Source organism: Pseudomonas fluorescens, from assembly GCF_040448305.1.
GTDB lineage: Bacteria > Pseudomonadota > Gammaproteobacteria > Pseudomonadales > Pseudomonadaceae > Aquipseudomonas > Aquipseudomonas fluorescens_BH.
This window is the reverse complement of record NZ_CP148752.1, coordinates 2414856-2434209: the sequence shown is the minus strand read 5'-3', so window position 1 is coordinate 2434209 and position 19354 is coordinate 2414856. Positions and strand designations below refer to the sequence as shown.

General features: G+C 59.0%; 14 protein-coding genes and 1 pseudogene. 8 read left to right on the top strand and 7 right to left on the bottom strand.

Going from position 1 to position 19354, the window contains the following annotated elements; all coding sequences use genetic code 11:
- Positions 1–136 precede the first annotated feature (136 nt).
- Together WHX55_RS11125 and WHX55_RS11120 are read right to left on the bottom strand one after the other, a co-directional pair.
- Positions 137–2737, bottom strand: a complete 2601-nt coding sequence (locus tag WHX55_RS11125) for a LuxR C-terminal-related transcriptional regulator (protein WP_353742593.1) — start codon at positions 2735–2737, stop codon at positions 137–139.
- Between the two features lie 249 nt (positions 2738–2986).
- Positions 2987–3841 (bottom strand): AraC family transcriptional regulator, encoded by an 855-nt coding sequence (locus WHX55_RS11120; RefSeq protein WP_353742592.1) that lies wholly within the window; start codon positions 3839–3841, stop codon positions 2987–2989.
- 161 nt (positions 3842–4002) lie between these two features.
- Here WHX55_RS11120 and WHX55_RS11115 point away from each other — a divergent pair, with 161 nt between their 5' ends.
- The 7 genes from WHX55_RS11115 to WHX55_RS11085 all read left to right on the top strand — a co-directional run bounded on the left by WHX55_RS11115 (position 4003) and on the right by WHX55_RS11085 (position 11668).
- Positions 4003–4977, top strand: coding sequence for an NmrA family NAD(P)-binding protein (locus tag WHX55_RS11115; RefSeq protein WP_353742591.1), 975 nt, complete (start codon positions 4003–4005; stop codon positions 4975–4977).
- Between the two features lie 57 nt (positions 4978–5034).
- On the top strand, positions 5035–6318 hold the full coding sequence (locus WHX55_RS11110; protein WP_353742590.1) for an acyl-CoA dehydrogenase family protein: 1284 nt from the start codon (positions 5035–5037) through the stop codon (positions 6316–6318).
- A gap of 40 nt (positions 6319–6358) precedes the next feature.
- A complete protein-coding gene (locus WHX55_RS11105) occupies positions 6359–7489 on the top strand; it encodes a DUF5938 domain-containing protein (RefSeq protein WP_353742589.1) in 1131 nt (376 codons plus the stop codon).
- A gap of 21 nt (positions 7490–7510) precedes the next feature.
- Positions 7511–9067, top strand: a complete 1557-nt coding sequence (locus WHX55_RS11100) for an AMP-binding protein (protein ID WP_353742588.1) — start codon at positions 7511–7513, stop codon at positions 9065–9067.
- 55 nt (positions 9068–9122) lie between these two features.
- Positions 9123–10361: a thiolase family protein gene (locus WHX55_RS11095; protein WP_353742587.1), complete on the top strand. Its 1239-nt coding sequence runs from the start codon at positions 9123–9125 to the stop codon at positions 10359–10361.
- A gap of 58 nt (positions 10362–10419) precedes the next feature.
- The gene (locus WHX55_RS11090) at positions 10420–11214 is read left to right on the top strand and encodes an SDR family NAD(P)-dependent oxidoreductase (RefSeq protein WP_150727188.1); all 795 of its coding nucleotides are present in this window, start codon (positions 10420–10422) and stop codon (positions 11212–11214) included.
- A 64-nt stretch (positions 11215–11278) separates the two neighbouring features.
- On the top strand, positions 11279–11668 hold the full coding sequence (locus WHX55_RS11085; protein ID WP_353742586.1) for a hypothetical protein: 390 nt from the start codon (positions 11279–11281) through the stop codon (positions 11666–11668).
- Here WHX55_RS11085 and WHX55_RS11080 read toward each other — a convergent pair.
- Together WHX55_RS11080 and WHX55_RS11075 are read right to left on the bottom strand one after the other, a co-directional pair.
- Positions 11669–12031: pseudogene (locus tag WHX55_RS11080) on the bottom strand (transposase); the annotation flags it as partial. It abuts the gene before it with no gap.
- A gap of 263 nt (positions 12032–12294) precedes the next feature.
- Positions 12295–13488, bottom strand: a complete 1194-nt coding sequence (locus WHX55_RS11075; RefSeq protein ID WP_353742585.1) for an XdhC family protein — start codon at positions 13486–13488, stop codon at positions 12295–12297.
- A 314-nt stretch (positions 13489–13802) separates the two neighbouring features.
- Between WHX55_RS11075 and WHX55_RS11070 the strand changes: the two genes are divergently transcribed.
- Positions 13803–14453 (top strand): TetR/AcrR family transcriptional regulator, encoded by a 651-nt coding sequence (locus WHX55_RS11070; RefSeq protein WP_110658847.1) that lies wholly within the window; start codon positions 13803–13805, stop codon positions 14451–14453.
- Positions 14454–14461: 8 nt separating this feature from the next.
- Here WHX55_RS11070 and WHX55_RS11065 read toward each other — a convergent pair whose 3' ends face one another.
- From WHX55_RS11065 to WHX55_RS11055, 3 genes are all read right to left on the bottom strand, one after another.
- Positions 14462–18031 carry a molybdopterin cofactor-binding domain-containing protein gene (locus WHX55_RS11065; protein ID WP_353742584.1) on the bottom strand — a complete coding sequence of 1190 codons (3570 nt, stop codon included), beginning with the start codon at positions 18029–18031 and terminating at the stop codon, positions 14462–14464.
- 14 nt (positions 18032–18045) lie between these two features.
- Positions 18046–18534 (bottom strand): (2Fe-2S)-binding protein, encoded by a 489-nt coding sequence (locus tag WHX55_RS11060; RefSeq protein ID WP_353742583.1) that lies wholly within the window; start codon positions 18532–18534, stop codon positions 18046–18048.
- Positions 18535–18789: 255 nt separating this feature from the next.
- Positions 18790–19254: a MarR family winged helix-turn-helix transcriptional regulator gene (locus WHX55_RS11055; protein ID WP_353742582.1), complete on the bottom strand. Its 465-nt coding sequence runs from the start codon at positions 19252–19254 to the stop codon at positions 18790–18792.
- Between the last annotated feature and the right edge of the window lie 100 nt (positions 19255–19354).

The window sequence follows — 19354 nt, the reverse complement described above, 5'->3', positions numbered from 1 at the left end:
GACTGGGGGGGCGGCTGGAAATCGATTTTTTTTGAGGGGCGGGGGGGTGGAGAGTGTGTGGTGGGGGGGGGGGGGGGGGGGGGGGGGGAGAATTGAAGGATGATCCGAACGGATCACCTCGGGTGGCGGACCCGCATTAGCCCGCTGTCTCGAGAATTCCCAGCATGTATGCGCGCGCGACTACATGCTGTCTTGTGCCGGCCTGGAATTTTCCAAACAGGTTTTTCAGGTGCCACTTCACGGTTTCCTCGCCGACATTCAGCGTCAGGGCGATTTGCTTGTTGGACAGGTTGCGAGCCAATAACTGCAACACCTCGCGTTCCTTGGGCGTCAAAAGACGACTTGGGGACACGGTCAATGGGGTGGATTCCGGTCGCGGAACAGGTGCGGGCGTAGAGGTCGCCGCGAGCAAATTGACGGTATCACGCTGGAGCGTCTGCTCCCATTTGATCAGGTCCGGATGGGTGTCCTGCACCACGCGTAACATACCGTTTTCTTGCGCGAGGCTGACCGCCTCCAGCAAATAGTCAGTACCGCCCTGTCCGGTCGCCCTGAGTGCCAGTGCCCTGAGCAGCTTGATCTGCACGATGTCTCGCCCACGACGCAGGTATTCGGCAGTTTCGCCAACCTTGTCCAGCACCTCCAGCATAGCCTCCCAATCACGTTGGGCCAGTAAGGCATAAGCGTTGGCTACCCCGGCCAGCAAGTCCAGCTCCGGACCAAGCAACCCTGCTCGCTCACGGGTAACAACCGGCCTGAAACTGTCCAGCCGTCGCCATAATGCCTGACAGGTATCGCTGCGTCCCTGCAAGGCATGCAGGCGTATTTGTTCTCCCAGGGAGGCAATGCAAAATCGTGGAATATTTCGCTCTTCTCCAAGGGCGAATAACGCCTCAAGCAGATCCTGCCCGCGATGCCCCTGCCCCTGGATTGAAGCCAGCCGAGCGGCGGCGAGAAAACCCTGCACAATGGCATCGGGGGACGCCAATCGTTCAACGATATCCAGCCTGTTCGCCAGCACCGTAGCGGATTCCTGAATTTCCCCCTGTTCCAGTAACACCGTCGCCAGAGCGCTCGCTAAAATGACCGCCACCGGACTGCGCCGACCGATGTCCCGTTCGGCCTGCAACAGGCTGTCGTGCAACGCTGTGCGCGCCGACACCATTCGGCCTTCGTGTAAATAAGCAAGACCGACCACCCACTCGCCATACCCGCGAATGGCATCAAGGCCAGGACTACCCGCGTAACGCGGTGCTCGCTGAAGGATTCGTCGGGCTTTCTCCGGTTGTCCCTGCAACAGTGTCAGCCGGGCGATCTGGCTCGCGACAATGGCTTGCACCTTGATTGAGAATGAAGGCAATCGATCGACCCAAGGCATGATGAGTTCATGCGATTCATCCGGATGGTCCGCAAAGTAGGCGGCGGCGGCGGCGATGGCGGCCGCTTCACAACGTGTCGCCTCGTCGGCGGATGGATGCTGTTCAATAGCAGCAATCAATTGCGCCGCTTCTGCCTGACGCTCTCCCAATGCTAATGTCCAGGCCGCCGCCAGGCAGATGCGTGGATGCGACAACACGTCAGCGGGGCCAAGCTCCTCGACCCACTCCAGCACCCGGCTGAACTGCCCTTGCAACATGACTTCGTACAGGCATTTGCCGATCAACGTATAGGCCGGTTGGGGCATGCCGGCCAACAGATATTGCCGGGCGGCCTGCTCCAGGAAACCGTGGTGCTCCAGCCACACAGCGCCGCGCCGGTGATAACCCTGACGTTCCTCCAACGGCAAGTCGGCAAAACGGCCGAGCAACAATTCCCGCGCCAATGGATGGATGCGCACCCAGTCACTGTCGATACTTTCAACAAAAATCGGTGTCGAGGCACATAACTCCTTCAGCAATTCACCCGAGCGACAGTTACCCGTCAGCGCCTCGCATAACAAGGGCTGGACCATTTCCAACAATGCAATGCCGGTCAGAAAGCGAACCTGCTCCTCCCGAAGATGTGCGAGCAAACTGTCGACGAAATAACGCTGGATATCACCCAGACAAGTCGACAGCTCTTCGACTGCCGCACTCCGATTCGAGCTCTTTTCCAACGCCGAAATCGCTAATTGCAGGCCGAGCGGCCAGCCTTCGGTTATCTCGTGCAGCCGCACGCAGAGGTCGGCATCAACCCTTGCGCCGAAACGGTCATTGAGGATGGCGATCGCCTCTTCCACATTCAGTCGTAAAGCCGCAGTCATGATCGTCGTGAAAAGCCCTTTTGCCGCGAGGTCCGTCACTTGCAGATTCAACCGTGTGCGAGAGGCCATGATGATGCGCAAATTGGCCGGCGCGTTGTGCAACAGGTACGTCAGGGAGTAACGGATCGTCAGCTCGGGCAGGGTATCCACTTCATCCAGAATCAATACGGTTTCGCTACCCAGATCGGCCACTTCCGCCAACCACTGCGTCAGCCCTTCCTGTTCGTCACGCCCCAGTCCCGCAATAGGCTCGAATGCGCGGGCAAACGACGGCCGACCGCTGCCAATTGCCATGGCAACTCCCAGCCCCTGGACAAAACGCGCACCATCATCCTGTGCATCCAGCGTCATCCAGGCCACCACGGCGCCGAGAGACAAACATTCACGGCGCCATTGGGTCAGCAGAAAGGTTTTGCCAAAGCCTGCCGGCGCTTGAACGGCGATCACCACTTTGTCTGTCAGTTCCTGGGTATGGATACCCAGGCGGTTTCGCATCCGTGCTGATTTCTGACTACGCGGCGGTGTCGTTTTGAGGATCAGTTGGGGCTCTATGCAATCCATTTTTTTCAGACCCTGGTGGTTGAGAGACGCTTACCCAAGGAGCGTCTGAAGGTCGCTGGATACAGTTCCAAACGGTCGAACACTACCATGGAATAGTCCGAGGGCTTGAACCCCGGTGCAATCCAACGCAAACCGCTTGCGTACTTTCGGTGGAGTGATCTGCGCGCCACGCCAAAGCATCCGCTACCTTCCGGCCAGGGCTCTGTATTCGGCCGGTGTACTGGCGTGCGCAACTTTGAACGCTGCAGTCAGGTGGCTCTGAGAACTGAAGCCACACTCCAGTGCCACATGCAAAATAGGCAGGTCGGTTTGCATGAGCAGATCACGTGCATGTTCAAGCCGTACATTCATCACATAGCGATGGGGCGGCATACCCATGGCGCGCTGAAACAGCCGTCGGAAATGAGCCGGGCTGACACCCGCCTGGCCAGCCAGCGTGCTGATCGAGAGTTCCTGCCCAAGATTTTCGCGAATGAAGACCAGTACTGTATGCAGGCGCGCCAGATGAATATGCGGCGGATAAATACCTCTGCTCGCGTCAACTCGCAGCGCACGATACACCTGCTCAAGCATGACCATGGCCAGTCTTGCCATGAACCCCTGGTCAGCCCCTTTGCCAAGACTTAGCTCATCCATCAATTGCCGGGCCGCGGCGCTCACCAAACCATCACTGAAGGGAAATGGTGCCTGCGCGTCAGCGCATATCTCACGCAATTGTCGAAACACGCCATCAGTGCGATCGGGCAGATAAAAAACCGCGAAATCAATGCTGCCGGAATAGTGCCATTGAGTGGCACAACCTGCAGGCAGCAGCATTGACAAGCGGGGCATCGATGTTGAGCGCAACTCGCCCCCGGCCCCCTCATCCGCCCGCGAGCCACCGAACTGCGTCAGCAGGGCCATGAAGTCAACCGGCGGGACGGATAGATCGGTTGTATGCAGGAAGTAGCGCTCCGCATACAAGGGGATGTCACTGCACACCAGGCCACCCAACAAGGGCAATCCCAGTGTTTCATGGACCTGTTGTTGCGGATTCATGGGCATCTCGGGATGAGCATATTTTGACAAATATGACCGCTTTTCAGGTGAGTTGTCGATGTCGGGAAGAACAATAATCGGCCAAATATTGCGCCACTCGCCTTAATGCGAGGCAGGCACAACCGCTCGCCCGCATGACTGATCACAGCCAGGAGAACAGCATGAGCAAGAAGACCGTCACTGTATTCGGCGCCACCGGGACTGCCGGTGTCGCCTGCGTCAATGAGTTCATTCGCCAGGGCCTGGTCAATATCAATGTGCTCGCGCGCCGCTCCGGCCAGGTGGAACGCTCATCGTCGGGCATCAGCAAGAGCGAGGCGCAAAAACAGCAGCAGTACGCCGAATGGACGCACCAGGGAGTGACCATCAAGGAGGTCGACGTCACCATTGCCGAAACGCTGGTCCCGGCGCTGCGCGGCACCGACTACCTGGTGTCCTGCGTGCCGCTCTACGCCACCGAATCGCAGATGCCGCTGATTTTTGCCGCCAAGGAAGCCGGGGTCGAACGCTTCGTGCCATCCGAGTACGGCGCGATCTACGAGTTCGAGCAGTTCTGGCAGACCGACACCACGCACCGCTTGATGGCCCGGCAGAAGGCGTTCATCCGGCGCATGATCGAACTGGCCGGCATGGACTACACCATCATTCCGGCCGGTGCCTGGATCGAGTACTACATGCTCGAGCCGGTGATGGTGATGGGTGATCCCGACGCCAGGCTGGCCTGGTCGACCGGCGCGGATGTCGGCCGCATCATTCCACATGTGCTGGCCCACCCGGCCTCGCGCAATGCGATCTGCCCAGTCGCGGCCACGGCCTGGTGTTCGTGGAACGAGCTGCTGGCCGCGCGCGAACAGGCCGTGGGTCGCCCGATCGAGCGTAACGAGTTGACGCCCGAGCAGTGGCGCGCAGCCTACGCGGCTTCCCGTCCCGGCGCCATCCAGACCCTGCTGGCGATCGGCGTCGCCATGGTCGATACCCCAGCAGGCATGTCGCTGTGCGGCCACTGGAACAAGACCTTCCTCCCCGAATTCAAGGGGACACCGCTGCAAGAGCTGTTCGTCGACACCGTAGAGCCTTTCGTCGAGGCCACGCGCGCCGCGCTGATCGCCGCTGGTGAACTGCCAGCCGACGCCTGACGCGTCTCGATGCCCAGAGTGCAGGCCATAAAAAAACCGAGTGAGATGACGAGGCCCATGATGAAGCTAAGTAACCGGATCAACCTGCCTGACATTTCAATGACCGGCTTTGAAACGCCCCTGAACGAGGTCGAGCGCGGCATCCAGGACAGCGTGCATCGCTTTGCCAAGGATTTCATGCGGCCCCTTGGTCAGGAACTCGACAAGATGACCGCAGAGCAGGTGGTTGCCCCCGGCTCGCCGTACTACAGCCTGTTCAGCGAAGCCGCCAAGTTGGGCCTGAGTTCCGATCTGCTGGCCGAACTGCCGCCGGAAACGGCTGTACGCGTCGAGTCTATGATCGGCGAGGAAATGGGCTGGGGCGATGCCGGTCTGGCGGTTTCCCTGGGCGTCAGCACCTTCCCGAACGAGATGGCCAAAGCCGTAGGGAACCAGGAGCTGATCGATCTGAGTGCCGGGAAAATCGGCTGCTGGATGATTACCCATCCGGACAAGGGCACTGATGTCAGCGCCTTCGACTTGCAGCGCGACTGGGTGCCAGGGCAGTTGGGCAACAAGGGCAATCTCTTCGCCAAGGTTGGCGAGCACGAGATCGTCATTAACGGCCAGTGCTCGGCCTGGGTGTCCAACGGCGCGGTGGCCCAAGTGGCTCTGGCCTACATGACCGCCGACTATGGCAACGGCTTCTACGATGCCAATGGCTTGCCCTATGGCATCTCCATCATCGTGCCCCTGGACTTACCCGGTGTCAGCAGAGGCAAGCCACTGGAGAAGATCGGTCAGCGCGCCCTGCCCCAGGGCGAGGTGTATTTCGACAACGTGCGGATTCCCAAGCGCTTCGCCGTGGCCCTGCAGGACGAGTACTACGGCAACGTCGTGTCGACCTGGTCGTTCGCTGGCACCCACATGGCGCAATGGTTCACTGGCGTGGCACGTTCCGCCTTCGAACTGGCCCTGGCCTACTGTCATGAGCGCAAGCAGGGTGGCCAACTGCTGATCAACCACCAGCTTACCCGCTACCGCATCGGCGACATGATGCGGCGTGTCGAGCTTTGCCGGGCTGTCGCCCGCCGCTCCCTGGCCTATGCGCGCCTGTCCCCGCAGGGGCACCCCTGTGCCACGGCTTCCAGCAAGGTCACCGTGACCGAAGAGGCCATGCGCGTGGTCAGCGATGCCATGCAGTTGTTCGGCGGCAATGGCCTGACCCGCGAGTACCCCATGGAGAAGTTGTTCCGCGATGCCCGCGCCGCGCTGATCGAGGATGGCGAGAACATGATGCTCACCACCCGCCTTGGGTTCCTTGTCCAGGAGCTCTACGAAGACGGCTGGCCCCAGTACTGATCCCAAACCCGACTGACAATAAACTTTGGAGACAATAGAAATGGCTAAGTATCCCGTAGTTGTCTATGGCGCCAGTGGCTACACCGGCATGCTGACCATGGACTGGCTGATCGACCAGAACATCCCCTTCACCGCTGTGGCGCGCAATGCCAGGCGCGCGCAGGAAATGATGGCGCAACGTGTGGTACGCCTGGAGTCCGCGACCTATGAAATCATCGAGTCCGAGCACAACGTCGAGTCGCTGAGCGCCGCCTTCAAGGGGGCCAAGGTGGTCTGCAACACCGTTGGCCCCTTCGTCAACTTCGGTCTGACCACCGTTGAGGCCGCGCTCAAGGCCGGCTGCCACCACATAGATACCACCGGCGAGCAAAGCTACGTCCGTCAGGTTCGCGAGCAATTTGGCGAACTCTATCGTCAGGCTGGCTTACTGGTTTCGCCATCGCTGTCCTACATGTTCAGCTTCTCCGAGATCGCCGCCGAACTGGCGCTGGAAACCCCCGGCATCGACGTGCTGGAAACCGCCGCCCTGTGCCGCGGCCCGCGTGATGTCGCAGGGGTCAGCCTGGGCTCGGCGGCGTCGATTTTCGAATTGTTCCACAGGGAGCAGTTCTACCTGTGGGAAAACAAGCTGGTGCAGCACCCAGCCACCGCTTCGTTCAACATTGTCGACCCCAACTTCATGCAGCCGGTTTTCTGCTTGCCTTGGGGCGGAACCTCGCTGCCGATTTACTTCGAGCATGATCCGCGCGTGCGCGCCTGCACCTCCGCGGTCGGTTTCTACGACAACAATGTGATGCCGATGGTGCATGGCCTGAGCCAGAAGTGGGAAGCGGAATACAAGCACCTGTCCAAGGAGCAGCAGGACGCGGTGGTGAGGAGCCTGGTAGAGGCCACCACGCCGAGCATGCCGCCCCGCGAACGCACCACCTTGCAACGCAGCGTCGACATTGCTATCGGCCGCGGTCACCTGGCTGCCGTGCGCGCTACCGTGCATGGCGTCACACCCTATATTTCCACCGGTGCCCTACAGGCCGCGGCGGCGATCAAGCTGCTCGATGGCGACACCAACAAGGTCGGCTTCGCTTCCGGCTCCAAGGCTTTTGGACACCGCTATCTGCTCGGTTTCCTGGAAGAGCGCGGCCTGGCCCGTGCCACCGTTACCAAACTCTGATTACCGGCACAGGAACCACTTATGGCCATCATCGACTTTTACGATCGCGGCTGGGGCATCAACCCTGCCGGGGTCGCCTACATCCAGGGCGAGCGCTCTTACACCTTCAACGAAATCGGCGAACTCTCGTGTCGCATCGCCAACAAGCTGCTCGCACTGGGCTTGCCGAAGGAAACCAAGGGTGCCGTCTGGTCAGGTAACGACGTCACCGCCTGGGCCTGCACACTGGGTCTATGGCGCGCCAACATGACCTGGATTCCCGTCAACGCGCGCAACTCGAGCGAAGAAAATCACTACATCCTCGACGCATTCGATTGCGAGGTGATGTTCTACCAAAACGATTTCGCGCCAATCATTGCCGAGCTACGGCCCAAGCTGCCGAAGATCAGGCACTGGATCTGTATCGATGCCGACGCCGTCGATGCACCCTCGTTGGAGCTATGGAGTGCCGGCCAGCCGGCGAGTCGTCCCGAAGTCGCCTATGACATGGACGATGTGGTGGCGGTCTCACCCACTGGTGGCACAACGGGCACGCCAAAGGGAGTGATGAACACCCACCGCAGCGTGCAGACGTTCATCGCCCACTTCATGCTGACCTGTGCTTATCGCAATGGTGAAAAGCCGGTGAATATGGCCGCTGCACCGATGACCCACACTGCCGGCCTGTTGTCCGTACCCTGCACGGCGCAAGGTGGCACTGTCGTGGTTATTACCAAACCCGATCCGGCATTGATGTTGAACGCTATTGCGCAACACAAGGTCAGCGAGCTCTTTCTGCCACCAACGGTGATCTACAGGCTGTTGGAAATTCCCGGTATCGAGAAGCTGGACTTCTCCTCGGTGAAGTACCTGATGTACGGCGCTGCTCCAATGTCGGTAGACAAGCTGAAGAAAGCTATCGAGATTTTCGGCCCGGTCATGACCGGCGGCTATGGTCAGACCGAAGCACCGGCCAGCATCGCCAACTTTCGTCCTGACGAGCATCTGGTGGGCGACCAATTCGCCGACGACGAACGCCTGTCCTCGGTCGGCCGCCCTAACCCGCTGGTCCGCGTCGAAGTGATGAGCGACACCAACCAGATCCTGCCGCGCGGTGAAACCGGTGAAATATGCGTGCGCGGCGACCTGATCATGAAGGGTTACTACAAGCAGCCGGAGAAGACCGCCGAGACCATCGTCGACGGTTGGCTGCATACCGGCGACATCGGCCATATCGATGCCGAAGGCTATCTGCACCTCACCGATCGCAAGAAGGACATGATCATTTCCGGCGGTTTTAACGTCTATCCCAGCCAGGTCGAGCAAGTGCTGTGGGGACATCCGGCCGTTCAAGACTGCGCCGTGATTGGCGTGCCCGATGAGAAATGGGGCGAGGCCGTCAAGGCCGTGGTCGAGCTCAACCCAGGCCAGGAAACCACCGAGCAGGAGCTTATCGAGCTGTGCAAAGTCAAGCTGGGCAGCGTGATGGCACCGAAGTCTGTCGACTTCACTACCAGCCTGCCACGCAGTCCGGTGGGCAAGGTACTGAAAAAAGAACTGCGTCAGCCGTACTGGGAAAACGCAGCTCGCAAGATCTGACACAACCGGAGGGGTGCGAACTGGACACCGACCAACTGAATATAAGGAATTTTCAATGAGCAATATCTATATCGCCGGCATCGCCATGACCGTCTTCGGTCGCCACACCGAACGCAGCCTCGACGACTTGGCACGCGAAGCTTTCCAGGGTGCATTGAAGGACGCCCACTGCAGTGCCGCCGATCTCGATATCGCGTTTTATGCCGGCATGACCAATGGCCCATTGCAAGGTCAGCTCTCGATCCCTGGTCAAGTCGTGTTCAGCAAGATCGGTATTGAAGGCATCCCTATCTACAACGTCGAGAATGCCTGCGCCTCGGGTAGCTCAGCCTTCAATTTGGCCGTGCAAAGTCTCAAGGCAGGTACAGCCAGTATCGCGCTGGCGTTGGGTGCGGAAAAGATGAACATCCCGGATAAACTGAAGGCCCTCTCGCTGTTCGAGGCTGGTTGGGACGTATCTCGCGCCGAAGAGAATTATCAGACGCTGGTAAAAATGGGCGAAGGTGTGGTGCCGCCCGCCGGGTCGGAATCGGACAAGCCTTACAGTAAGTTCATGGCCATCTATGCCGCATTATGCCGCCAGCATATGAAAACCTACGGCACCACGCAGCGGCAGATCGCAGCCGTCTCGGCAAAAAACCACACTCACTCGGTCCATAACCCCTACTCGCAATTTCGCAAAGCCTTCGGTATCGACGAAATCCTTGCCGCCCCTCCGATCACCTACCCGCTCACCCTGCCAATGTGCGCGCCGCTGTCGGACGGCGCAGCAGCAGCCATCCTGTGCACTGAGGAAGGACTCGCACGCATCGGTGCCGACAAGAGCCGCTGCATCAAGGTAGCGGCCAGCGTTATCCGTAGCTTCAGCCATCGCCGGCTCGATCAGCCGGAACTGAACGTCGGTCGCCTGGCCGCGAACCTGGCCTATGAACAGGCGGGCCTGGGGCCGCAAGACATGCATGTCGCCGAAGTCCATGACGCCTCGGCGATGGGCGAAATCATTCAGGTCGAAAACCTGGGCCTGGTTCCGCTTGGTCAGGGCGGGCCGGCAGCTGAACGTGGCGAATTCACCCTGGGCGGGCGTATCCCGGTCAATACCTCAGGAGGCCTGGAATCGAAAGGCCATCCACTCGGCGCTACCGGGATCGGCCAGCTCTACGAACTGGTGACGCAACTGCGCGGGGAGGCTGGCGCACGCCAGGTTCATGGCGCACGCCATGCAATCCAGGAGAACGGCGGCGGTTTGCAGGGTATTGAGGAGGCAGCGGTCGCGATCCACATTCTCAGCAAATAGTTCTTGTCAGCAAAAAAATTGTAGTGGCGAAACCAATCAAAACAAGAAGGATAAAAACATGTTCCAAAACAAAGTGGTCGTCATCACTGGCGCAGGATCAGGCATCGGTCGGGAGTTGGCTATCCAGATGGTGGAAGCTGGCGCACATGTCGCCCTGTCGGACATCAACCAGGTGGGTCTCGACAAAACCATGAAGCTATTGCCTGACGCCAGCAAAGCGAAAGGTTACATCCTGGACGTATCGTCCTGGGACGCCTTCCAGGCTCATGCCGACGAGGTGAAGCGCGATTTTGGCACGGCGCACTTCGTCATCAATAACGCAGGCGCCGCCGTCATCGGGACAGTTGCCAACACCTCCATCGATGAGTACGAGTGGCAACTCGGTATCAACCTGTGGGGCGTGTTGTACGGTACCAAAGCGTTCCTGCCGATGATGCAGGCCCAGCGAGAAGGCTGCATCGTCAACATTTCCAGCGTATTTGGCCTGGTGGGTTTCCCGATGCAAAGCGCTTACAACATGTCGAAGTTCGCCGTACGTGGTCTGACCGAAGCATTATGGTCGGAACTCGAAGGTAGCGGTGTACGCGCCGTGTGTGTGCACCCCGGAGGAATTCGAACCAATATCGAGAAGTCCGGACGACGTTGTAAAGCCGCCGGCAAAACAGAAGAAAGGTTCACGGCACTGGCAGACAAAATGCTACTGACGCCAGCGGCGGATTGTGCCGGCGACATCATCAAGGGGCTGCGCAAAGGAACCAAACGCATTATCACAGGGAACAAATCGAGCACCTTGTTCTGGATAAGCAGGCTGTTCCCCAATAGCTATCCAGCATTGCTCAAGCTGCTTGGCTGAGCCCCAGAAGTTACAAGATGTCTTTGCATGGTGCGAGGCGTCACCACCTATCAGGAACAACCCCATGATCGACAGTTATACCCGCAAGCTTTTTATTTCTGCCGCTTGTTTCAACGTACTCGCGGGTCTTCCATTACTTGTAGCTCTGCGCCCCGTAGCTGCACTGTTGGGGCTGCAAATTACCCCCACCTCAACCCTCTTCATTCAACTCACCACGTGCCTGGTTATCGTATTCGGCTGGGCCTATTGGATGATCGCTCGCGATCCGCTGCACTATCGTCCCTATATCCTGCTCGGGGTAATCCTGAAAGTACTGTTCGTTGTGGTGGTTTATGGTCACTGGCTGGCGGGCAGCATCCCCTGGCCATTGCCAGTAGTGGCATCGGGAGACATCGTCTATGCATTACTGTTCTGGCGTTATTACGTGTGCGTCCAGCCATCAGGCCTTGCATAACTAAACCGGTTGCCACTTATGCGGCAGTAACTGATCGATTTCACTCACCGCTGCGTCGGCAGGCGTGTGAGAGTATCTTCAGGTAGGCATACGGATCATGACCATTCAGCCGCGCAGACTGGATCAAACTCACGATCACGGCCGCGCGTTTACCGCCGCACAACGAACCTGCGAAGAGCCAGTTCTTACGTTCAAGAACCCAGGAGCGGATCTGGTTCCGGGCCCAATTGTTGTCGATTGGGCCGGCCCCCTATTGAGGTAGTGTGACAGCGCTGCCCACCGTTTCAGGCTGTAATTGAGCGCCTTACTGATGGCCGAGCCTTCGGGAGCCAGATGACGCTGGGCGATCATCCATGCATGTAACACTAAAAAGCGTAAATTTTCTCCAGCCTTGCTCATGAGACGACTGCCAGATAAGGCATCAACTCACTCGAACGCAGTGAGGATGCCACTGAGAGCCAGTCCCAGATCGATCCCAACGAACACAAGGAAACCGCCAAGGCACCGGCATACGCCGCGGCTAACGTGGAGGCCGAACAAATAAAAACGGCGGTACAGAGGGCACAGCAGGTGATCTGCCAGTTTAGAAAGCCTGAACCACAAAGCTGCACAAGTCCCTGCAGCCGCTACGCTTCCATTTTCGCCTGCAGGCCGCCCACCGCTGGAGAGTGGGTTGGCTCACAAGCTTGGTGAATGGTGGTCTTGCGGTATTTCAACATGCCGCCACTGCGCTCATTGAAGTAGGCCGTGATCTCGCCAACAATGGCCAAGGCCACGCTCGCCGGGGTATCGCCCCCCAAATCCAACCCAATCGGATAATGAAACCCGGGCACAACTTCTGGCGAACAGGCCGATGCGCCCATCTCATCAAGCAGTCGTTCTGTTCGCTCTCGAGGACCCAACTGCCCGACATAGGCAGGTGAACATTGCAAAACGTTTTCCAGCCAATACCGATCTTGTCGATAGCTGTGGGTCATGATCACCACTGCGGCACCGTCGACAGCTCTGGATAAGTTAAAGGGCTCGTCGATAGGCGCAACAATGACCTGGCTTGCTCCAGGGAATCGTTCAGGGCGAGCAAAGTGCGCACGCCCGTCCACCACCGTGACATGCCAGTTCAAATCCCTGGCGAACCGCACCAAAGGCTGGGCGTCATGACCCGCGCCAAAGATCATCAGTCGACGCTGTGGCGCGATGTATTCAAGAAAGACCTCGACTTCATCGGCTCCGCTTGCGTAAATCATCAACTGAGACTTCTTGCGCGCAAGGGTACTGCGCAAATCACCCTGCAGGGTGTGTTGAAGCGCTTGGCAGTGAATACCCTCACACGCGTTCATAAAGGCGTTCAGTCCCATTCGAGCACCGACTCGCACACGGGCTGTCCGACCCGCCGAAATGACCGTTGCCAGTACTGCCGGTTGGCCGGTGGCCTTCACCCGTTGCAGCACATCGAACAACAGACTCCGCTTGCCGGCATCATGGCGTTCCAGGAGTACATGCACGGTACCGTTGCAGCCCAGACCAAACGTCAGCGCCGCGTCTTCATCATCGGCGCCCTGATGTTCCTGGGCTGCCGTGCTGTAACGACGAACCACTGCGCCCCCGGACTCGGTTAACCACCAGGCCTTCCTGGCCAATTCCTGTTCCAGACAACCGCCGCTGATGGTTCCGACTGTCTGGCCAAACAGTGGAATCAGCATCCTCGCACCTGGACGCCGATAGGCCGAGCCCTCGACCTTGACGACCGTGGCGAGTACAGCATCGATCTTTGTGCTGTTGGCTTGATCCAATGCATCGAGCAAGGCGTATAAATCAGACATGGCCACTCTCCCGGGTCAAATTCAGTTGATTGCTGCGCATCGTCTTCAAGTGATCGGCCCCTCGTTTGCGGGGAAAACAGCGTTGCCAACAACCCGACGAACGCAGTGAACGGGAGTACTATTCATTCCCTTGCATTCGTCGAAGAACAATGCGACATCGATCTGATGCATACGGTGTACGAGAAAACCCGGGGCGCCCAAAGAAACCCTTTGGCCGGAGTGCCCAGTTCAGAGATCGGTGGCGCACTACCACGCAATGTCATGTCATTTCCTGGCCATAAATATCGCTACGCATAATCGTCAAGGGCAACAGCGTGAACAAAAAAACAGGTATCAGAGCCCAGCAGGCCGACCAGACCAAGGCTCGTATTCTCAAGGCCGCGGTCAAGGTCTTCACCCGTGATGGTTATGCGGGCGGGCGGATCGAACAGATTTCCAGTGAAGCCGAGTCCAATGACCGGATGATCTATTACTATTTCGGCAGCAAGGAAAACCTCTTTGTACGGGTGCTTGAGCACACTTATGAAGCATTCAACCAAGCCGAAAGCATGCTACGCCCGGACCTTTCGAACCCCGTGCAGGCCCTGCGTGATCGGGTAGCATTCGTCTGGCATTACTACGTAAAGCATCCGGAATTCGTCGCTATCCTCAATATCGAAAACCTGCACGAGGGTACGCACGCCAGGCAGTCCAGTGAGCTTCGTCGCTTGTCCGGCACCACGCTGGGCGTGATCACACCGATCATCGAAGCGGGTCAGCGGCAGGGGGTGTTTCGCCAGGACATCGACATCAATCACGTCTACTTGATGATCGCCTCACTCTGCTACTTCTATAACTCCAACCGGCACACCCTCACCTCATTTCTGGGTCAAGACCTGGCGGATCAAGGCCAGCAGCAGGACTGGCTGGCGTTCATCAGCGATCTGGTGGTGCGCGGCGTGCTGACACTGCCTGCGTCTCAGTGACTCTCTGATCAATGAGTTCCGGGATTGGCCCGCAAGTGCGCGACCTTCTGCTCCAGCCCTTGCCACGCAGGTTCAGCTGAGGAGAAGCGATTGCGCAGGTATGCCGTCAGTTCGGCGATCTGCCTGTTGGACAGGCTGTCCTTGAAGCCTGGCATATAACCAAGGTCCGGGGTCGCCGGGTTGGAGATGCCTTGCAAAATGACCTTGAGCAGGTTGTCTGGCAGCGTACTGTGAAGGCTGGTATTAGTCGCCAACGAGGGACTGACACCAAACAGTTTTGGCCCAAGACCATCGGCGTGACAGCCTTGGCAGGAACCTTCAAACACCCGCCGACCATTGTTCAACGACACCTCTGTGACGCTGGGTTGCGCTACAGTTTCCGTGCTTGAGCGGGTCTGTGCTTGCACCGTGCCATCGAGCGACGCGAGGTAAACCGCCATCGCCCGTATGTCTGCTTTGGGCAGTTTCGCCAATTCGCTAACCACCGGCCCCATAGGGCCCGCCGCGACACCGTGGGCATCGGAATAACCACTGCTCAGGTAGGTGAACAATTGGTCTTCAGTCCACGGCGTAGGCGATTTGGATAAGCCATTGAGCGCAGGGGCTTCCCAGCCATCGACCATGCCGCCCGCCAGGAAATTTTTACCGCCCTTCTCCGCGCCCATCAGGTTGCGCGGTGAATGACAGGCCGCGCAGTGACCCAGCCCATTGACCAGGTAGGCGCCGCGATTCCACTGCTCGCTGCGTTGCGGCTGCACCTGGACTTCACCCTTACGCAGGAATAAAGCGTTCCAACCCGCCATCAGCGGCCGCATGTTGAATGGGAACTGCATGTCGTTGACCTCGGCTGGCTGGCTCACCGGGGCCTGTGACATCAAGTACGCGTACAGCGCCTGCATATCGGCGTCGTTGATATTCCTGAAGGCAGTGTAAGGAAATGCCGGATACAGATTCTTGCCATCGCGACTGATGCCATCGCGCATGGCCCGTTCGAACGCGGAATAGGACCAACTGCCAATCCCGGTTTTCGGGTCAGGTGTGATGTTGCTGCTATACAGCGTCCCGAAAGGCGTCTGCATGGCCAACCCGCCCGCATTGGTCGCGCCGCCTGGCGCTGTGTGGCACACCGCGCAATCGCCGACGGCTGCCAGCAAACGCCCTCGCTCCAGCGTCGCCGCAGACCAGGTGCCCGCGCTGGGTGGCGTGATCGGTGCGATTTCCGCACGCCAGGGCAAAGCCGTGGCAGCCACGCCAAGTATCGCGCCGAACGCTGCGAACAATGAGCCGAACAACCATTTCGAGCGCTTGGCCTTTGGCGAATCAGGGGGATTGGCATTCGCTTCGTCCGCCGAGCCTTTGAGCGCGGCCAGCACACGCTCAGCGGTGATCGGTAGTTCACGAAAGCGAATCCCGGTGGCGTCGTAGATCGCATTGGCTATCGCTGCCGCGCTCGGCACTGCCGCCGACTCACCCGCCCCCATGGGTGCTTCGTTCTGGCGCGGCATCATCAGCACATCGATTTGCGGCACCTGGGGGAATGTCAGGATCGGGTAACCGCCCCATTCCTTGCTGGCAACGGCGGACTCTTCAAAGGTCACGCGTTCCTTGAGCACGCGACTGGTGGACTGAATCACATTGCCGTGAATCTGATGCTGAACACCGGCCGGATTGATCATCATCCCGGCGTCATGACCGATCACTACGCGGGTGACTGACACTTCGCCACTACGCTTGTCCACCGCCACGTCCGCGACCCACGCCGCCCATGCAGCGCCGAAGCCTGGAAATTTGCTGTGAATGTAACGGGCATAGGCAAAACCCCGGCCACGAAGGATGTTGTCTTGTTCCGGGATTTGCATCGGCTGCGTACGCGGCGTCCATTCGGCGCGGGCAGCCGTGGCCTTGACCAGATCCGAGGCGCGCTCATCATTCAGATAACGCAAGCGGTATTCGACAGGGTCGACGCCCGCGGCAAAGGCCAACTCATCGATATACGACTCATGGGCGAAAGTATTGGGCAGCGCCGACACGCCCCGCATCCACGAAGCCCGGACAATGGGTGCCATGTCATTTACGCTCACGCGCATGTGTTCAAAATCATACGGAGGGATCGAAGTGCGGTCGCCCATTTCGAACATCGCCGCTACCGGTTCGACACGCCCTGTCAGCAGCAGCGCCAGGGTCGGCGCACCGTTGGACGGGTAGCTGGTCTGGAAATCGTAACCGGCCACACCACCATCGGCATTGATGCCGCCATCGACTTCCATCAGTTGCGCCGTACCCTTGGGCTCCCAGACATGCTCCTGCTCGCGGGTCAGTTGCACCCGTACCGGCAGGCCGACGGCCCGGGACAGCAACACGGCATCGGCGCACACGTCGTCGGCGCAATTACGCCCGTAACAACCTGCCGCTTCCATGCGGATGATCTCGATCCGCTCTTCCGGGTACTCCAGCAACCATGCCAGGTCAGCGCGCAGCAAGTGCGGATTTTGTGTGCCCGACCAGACGCGAATGCCATCCTCGTAATAATCCGCCAGTGCGCATGAAGGGCCAATGGAGCCGTGCATCTGATACGGCCACAGATAGGTGCGAGTCATGCGTTCGCTGGCCTGCTCCAGCACCTGGTCTACATTGCCCTTGTCCAGCACTACGCGCTGTACCCGGGGGTTGTCGCGAATGGCCTGCGCGATGTCATCCATGTTCGGCAATTTGTGGTTCCAGGCTTTCCAGGTGACTTTCAGTGCCTGGGCGGCTTTCGCGGCCTGCTCTTCACGCATGGCTACCACGCCGACAAAATCGCGAATCACCACCACCCGCACGATGCCGGGAATGTGGGCGATGGAGGACTCGTCTACTTCCAGCAGGCTGTTGCCGACGAAATCACCGCTGTCGAGCCCGGCATAAGGCGGGCGAATCACCCGGCCATGCAGCATGTTCGGCAGCCGCATGTCATGCACGTAGGTCAGCTCACCGGTGGCTTTGCCCGGAATGTCCACCCGCGCTGCGCCCTTGCCCACCAGCCGATAATCTTCCAGACGCTTGAGCGGCGCATCACCAGAAATCGTCAACTGGTCACGCTCGCCCTCCACCAGTTTGGCAAACGTGAGCTGGCGACCGTCTTCGCTGCTGACTACCCCGCTGTTTATACGCAAGGTGTCAGCCGCAACGGCTAAACGCCGGGCCGCCCGTGCCAGCAAAAATCGCCGGGCTTCAGCCGCCGCGTTACGCAAGGGGATGGCCGAAATCTGGATGGTCGCACTGGCGATGGTTGCACCCTGGTTCGGCGCGCTATCGGTATCGCCAAGGACCATACAGACTTGATCCAGCGCCAGGTCCAGCTCTTCAGCGACGATTTGTGCCAGCGAAGTACGGATCCCGGTGCCCAGATCCACGTGGCCGTTGAACCCATAGACCTTGCCGTCGTCGTTGACCGCAATGAATAACGCCAGCTCCTGGGGTTTGATCACGGGTACGCCACCTTTGGCCACAGGGCCGGACGGTGGCTGGATCTGATCGACGATCAACAAGACGCCGGACTTGGTCAACAGCTGAGCACGGGTGAGCGTTGCATGGGTCATGGTCATCAATCCGTTCAAGACTTTTGACGGGCGGCACGCAGTACCGCACGAAGAATTTCGATATGGGTGCCGCAGCGGCAGAGATTGGCCGACAACTCGTTGCGAATCTGCGCCTCGCTGGGGTGCGGATTGCGGTCGAGCAAGGCCTTGGCCGTCATGATCATGCCGTTCATGCAGTAGCCACACTGCGCCGCCTGCTCATCTATAAAGGCCTGCTGCACCGGGTGCGGATGCTCTCGGCTGCCAATGCCTTCGAGGGTGATGATTTCCCGGCCCTCGGCACCGGACAACGGGAACACACACGCCCGCGTCGCAACGCCATCAATGATCACCGTGCAGGCACCGCACTCGCCCAGGCCACAACCGTATTTCGGGCCGTTGAGCTGTAAATCGTTACGCAGTACCAGTAACAGCGGCGTGTCGGCCATGGCACAGACCGTAGTGGTCTGGCCATTGACTCGCAGCGTCACGGTCTTTTCCGGCACTAGTGCTTGCTCACTCATATCGCACTCCCTGGGTGTTACCGCCCGCCCTCTTGAGGTGCGGATTTTTTATGAAGTAACCACTACATTAAAAAGGCGTGACCGGGGCCGCGAGTGCGTACTGCGCAGGTCGAGCGCAGTGCCATTGCGGGTGCTAGAGCTTGAAGAGGGGGATGGCTACCCGACTCCTCACGTTACCCCTGACTACATTTTTTAATGAAGTATCTACTTCATGAATCAGACGCAAGAAGAATGCCAGGGGCGGTTTCTTACTCGTCAATCGTCGACGTCATCGATCATTTTGCGCAGCAGATACAGGATCGCGACGCGCTCGGCCGGGTTGAGGTTACCCATGGTCAGTTCGCTGACGCGGGCAGCATGAGGCACGGTGTCACGCACTAATTGATGGCCACTGTCGGACAGGCCAACGATGACTTTGCGCCGATCTTGAGGGTCTGGCTCCAGGGTGATCAGGTCGCGCGCCTTGAGCCGCTCGACGATACCTCGAATGGTCGCCTGGTCCACCGCAGTGGCCTTGACCAGCTCGGTCAATGAGCTAGGTCCGGCATCACGCACGGCGCACAGCGTGATGAACTGCACAGCGGTCAGCTGCGAATCGTCGACGTTCTGCTGGAAGATCGCCATATTGCGCTGGTAAGCCTTGCGCAGCAAATGACCGACCTGCTCGGAAAAGGCATAGGGAGCGGTTGTCTGTGGGGTGTTGTCTGTCGTATCCGGCACGGCGGGCTCTATCAAAAAAAAGTAAGTGGCGTTTACATTAACCTGCAAGGGGGATCAAGGTAACTCAATCGTGGTGGGTCACTGTCCCGCCCCCCCTCTT

Excerpts from the sequence above, each read along its gene's own strand:
- WHX55_RS11125 (WP_353742593.1), bottom strand. The coding sequence starts at position 2,737 with ATGCGAAACCGCCTGGGTATCCATACCCAGGAACTGACAGACAAAGTG.
- WHX55_RS11120 (WP_353742592.1), bottom strand. The coding sequence starts at position 3,841 with ATGAATCCGCAACAACAGGTCCATGAAACACTGGGATTGCCCTTGTTG.
- WHX55_RS11115 (WP_353742591.1), top strand. The coding sequence starts at position 4,003 with ATGAGCAAGAAGACCGTCACTGTATTCGGCGCCACCGGGACTGCCGGT.
- WHX55_RS11110 (WP_353742590.1), top strand. The coding sequence starts at position 5,035 with ATGATGAAGCTAAGTAACCGGATCAACCTGCCTGACATTTCAATGACC.
- WHX55_RS11105 (WP_353742589.1), top strand. The coding sequence starts at position 6,359 with ATGGCTAAGTATCCCGTAGTTGTCTATGGCGCCAGTGGCTACACCGGC.
- WHX55_RS11100 (WP_353742588.1), top strand. The coding sequence starts at position 7,511 with ATGGCCATCATCGACTTTTACGATCGCGGCTGGGGCATCAACCCTGCC.
- WHX55_RS11095 (WP_353742587.1), top strand. The coding sequence starts at position 9,123 with ATGAGCAATATCTATATCGCCGGCATCGCCATGACCGTCTTCGGTCGC.
- WHX55_RS11090 (WP_150727188.1), top strand. The coding sequence starts at position 10,420 with ATGTTCCAAAACAAAGTGGTCGTCATCACTGGCGCAGGATCAGGCATC.
- WHX55_RS11085 (WP_353742586.1), top strand. The coding sequence starts at position 11,279 with ATGATCGACAGTTATACCCGCAAGCTTTTTATTTCTGCCGCTTGTTTC.
- WHX55_RS11075 (WP_353742585.1), bottom strand. The coding sequence starts at position 13,488 with ATGTCTGATTTATACGCCTTGCTCGATGCATTGGATCAAGCCAACAGC.
- WHX55_RS11065 (WP_353742584.1), bottom strand. The coding sequence starts at position 18,031 with ATGACCCATGCAACGCTCACCCGTGCTCAGCTGTTGACCAAGTCCGGC.
- WHX55_RS11060 (WP_353742583.1), bottom strand. The coding sequence starts at position 18,534 with ATGAGTGAGCAAGCACTAGTGCCGGAAAAGACCGTGACGCTGCGAGTC.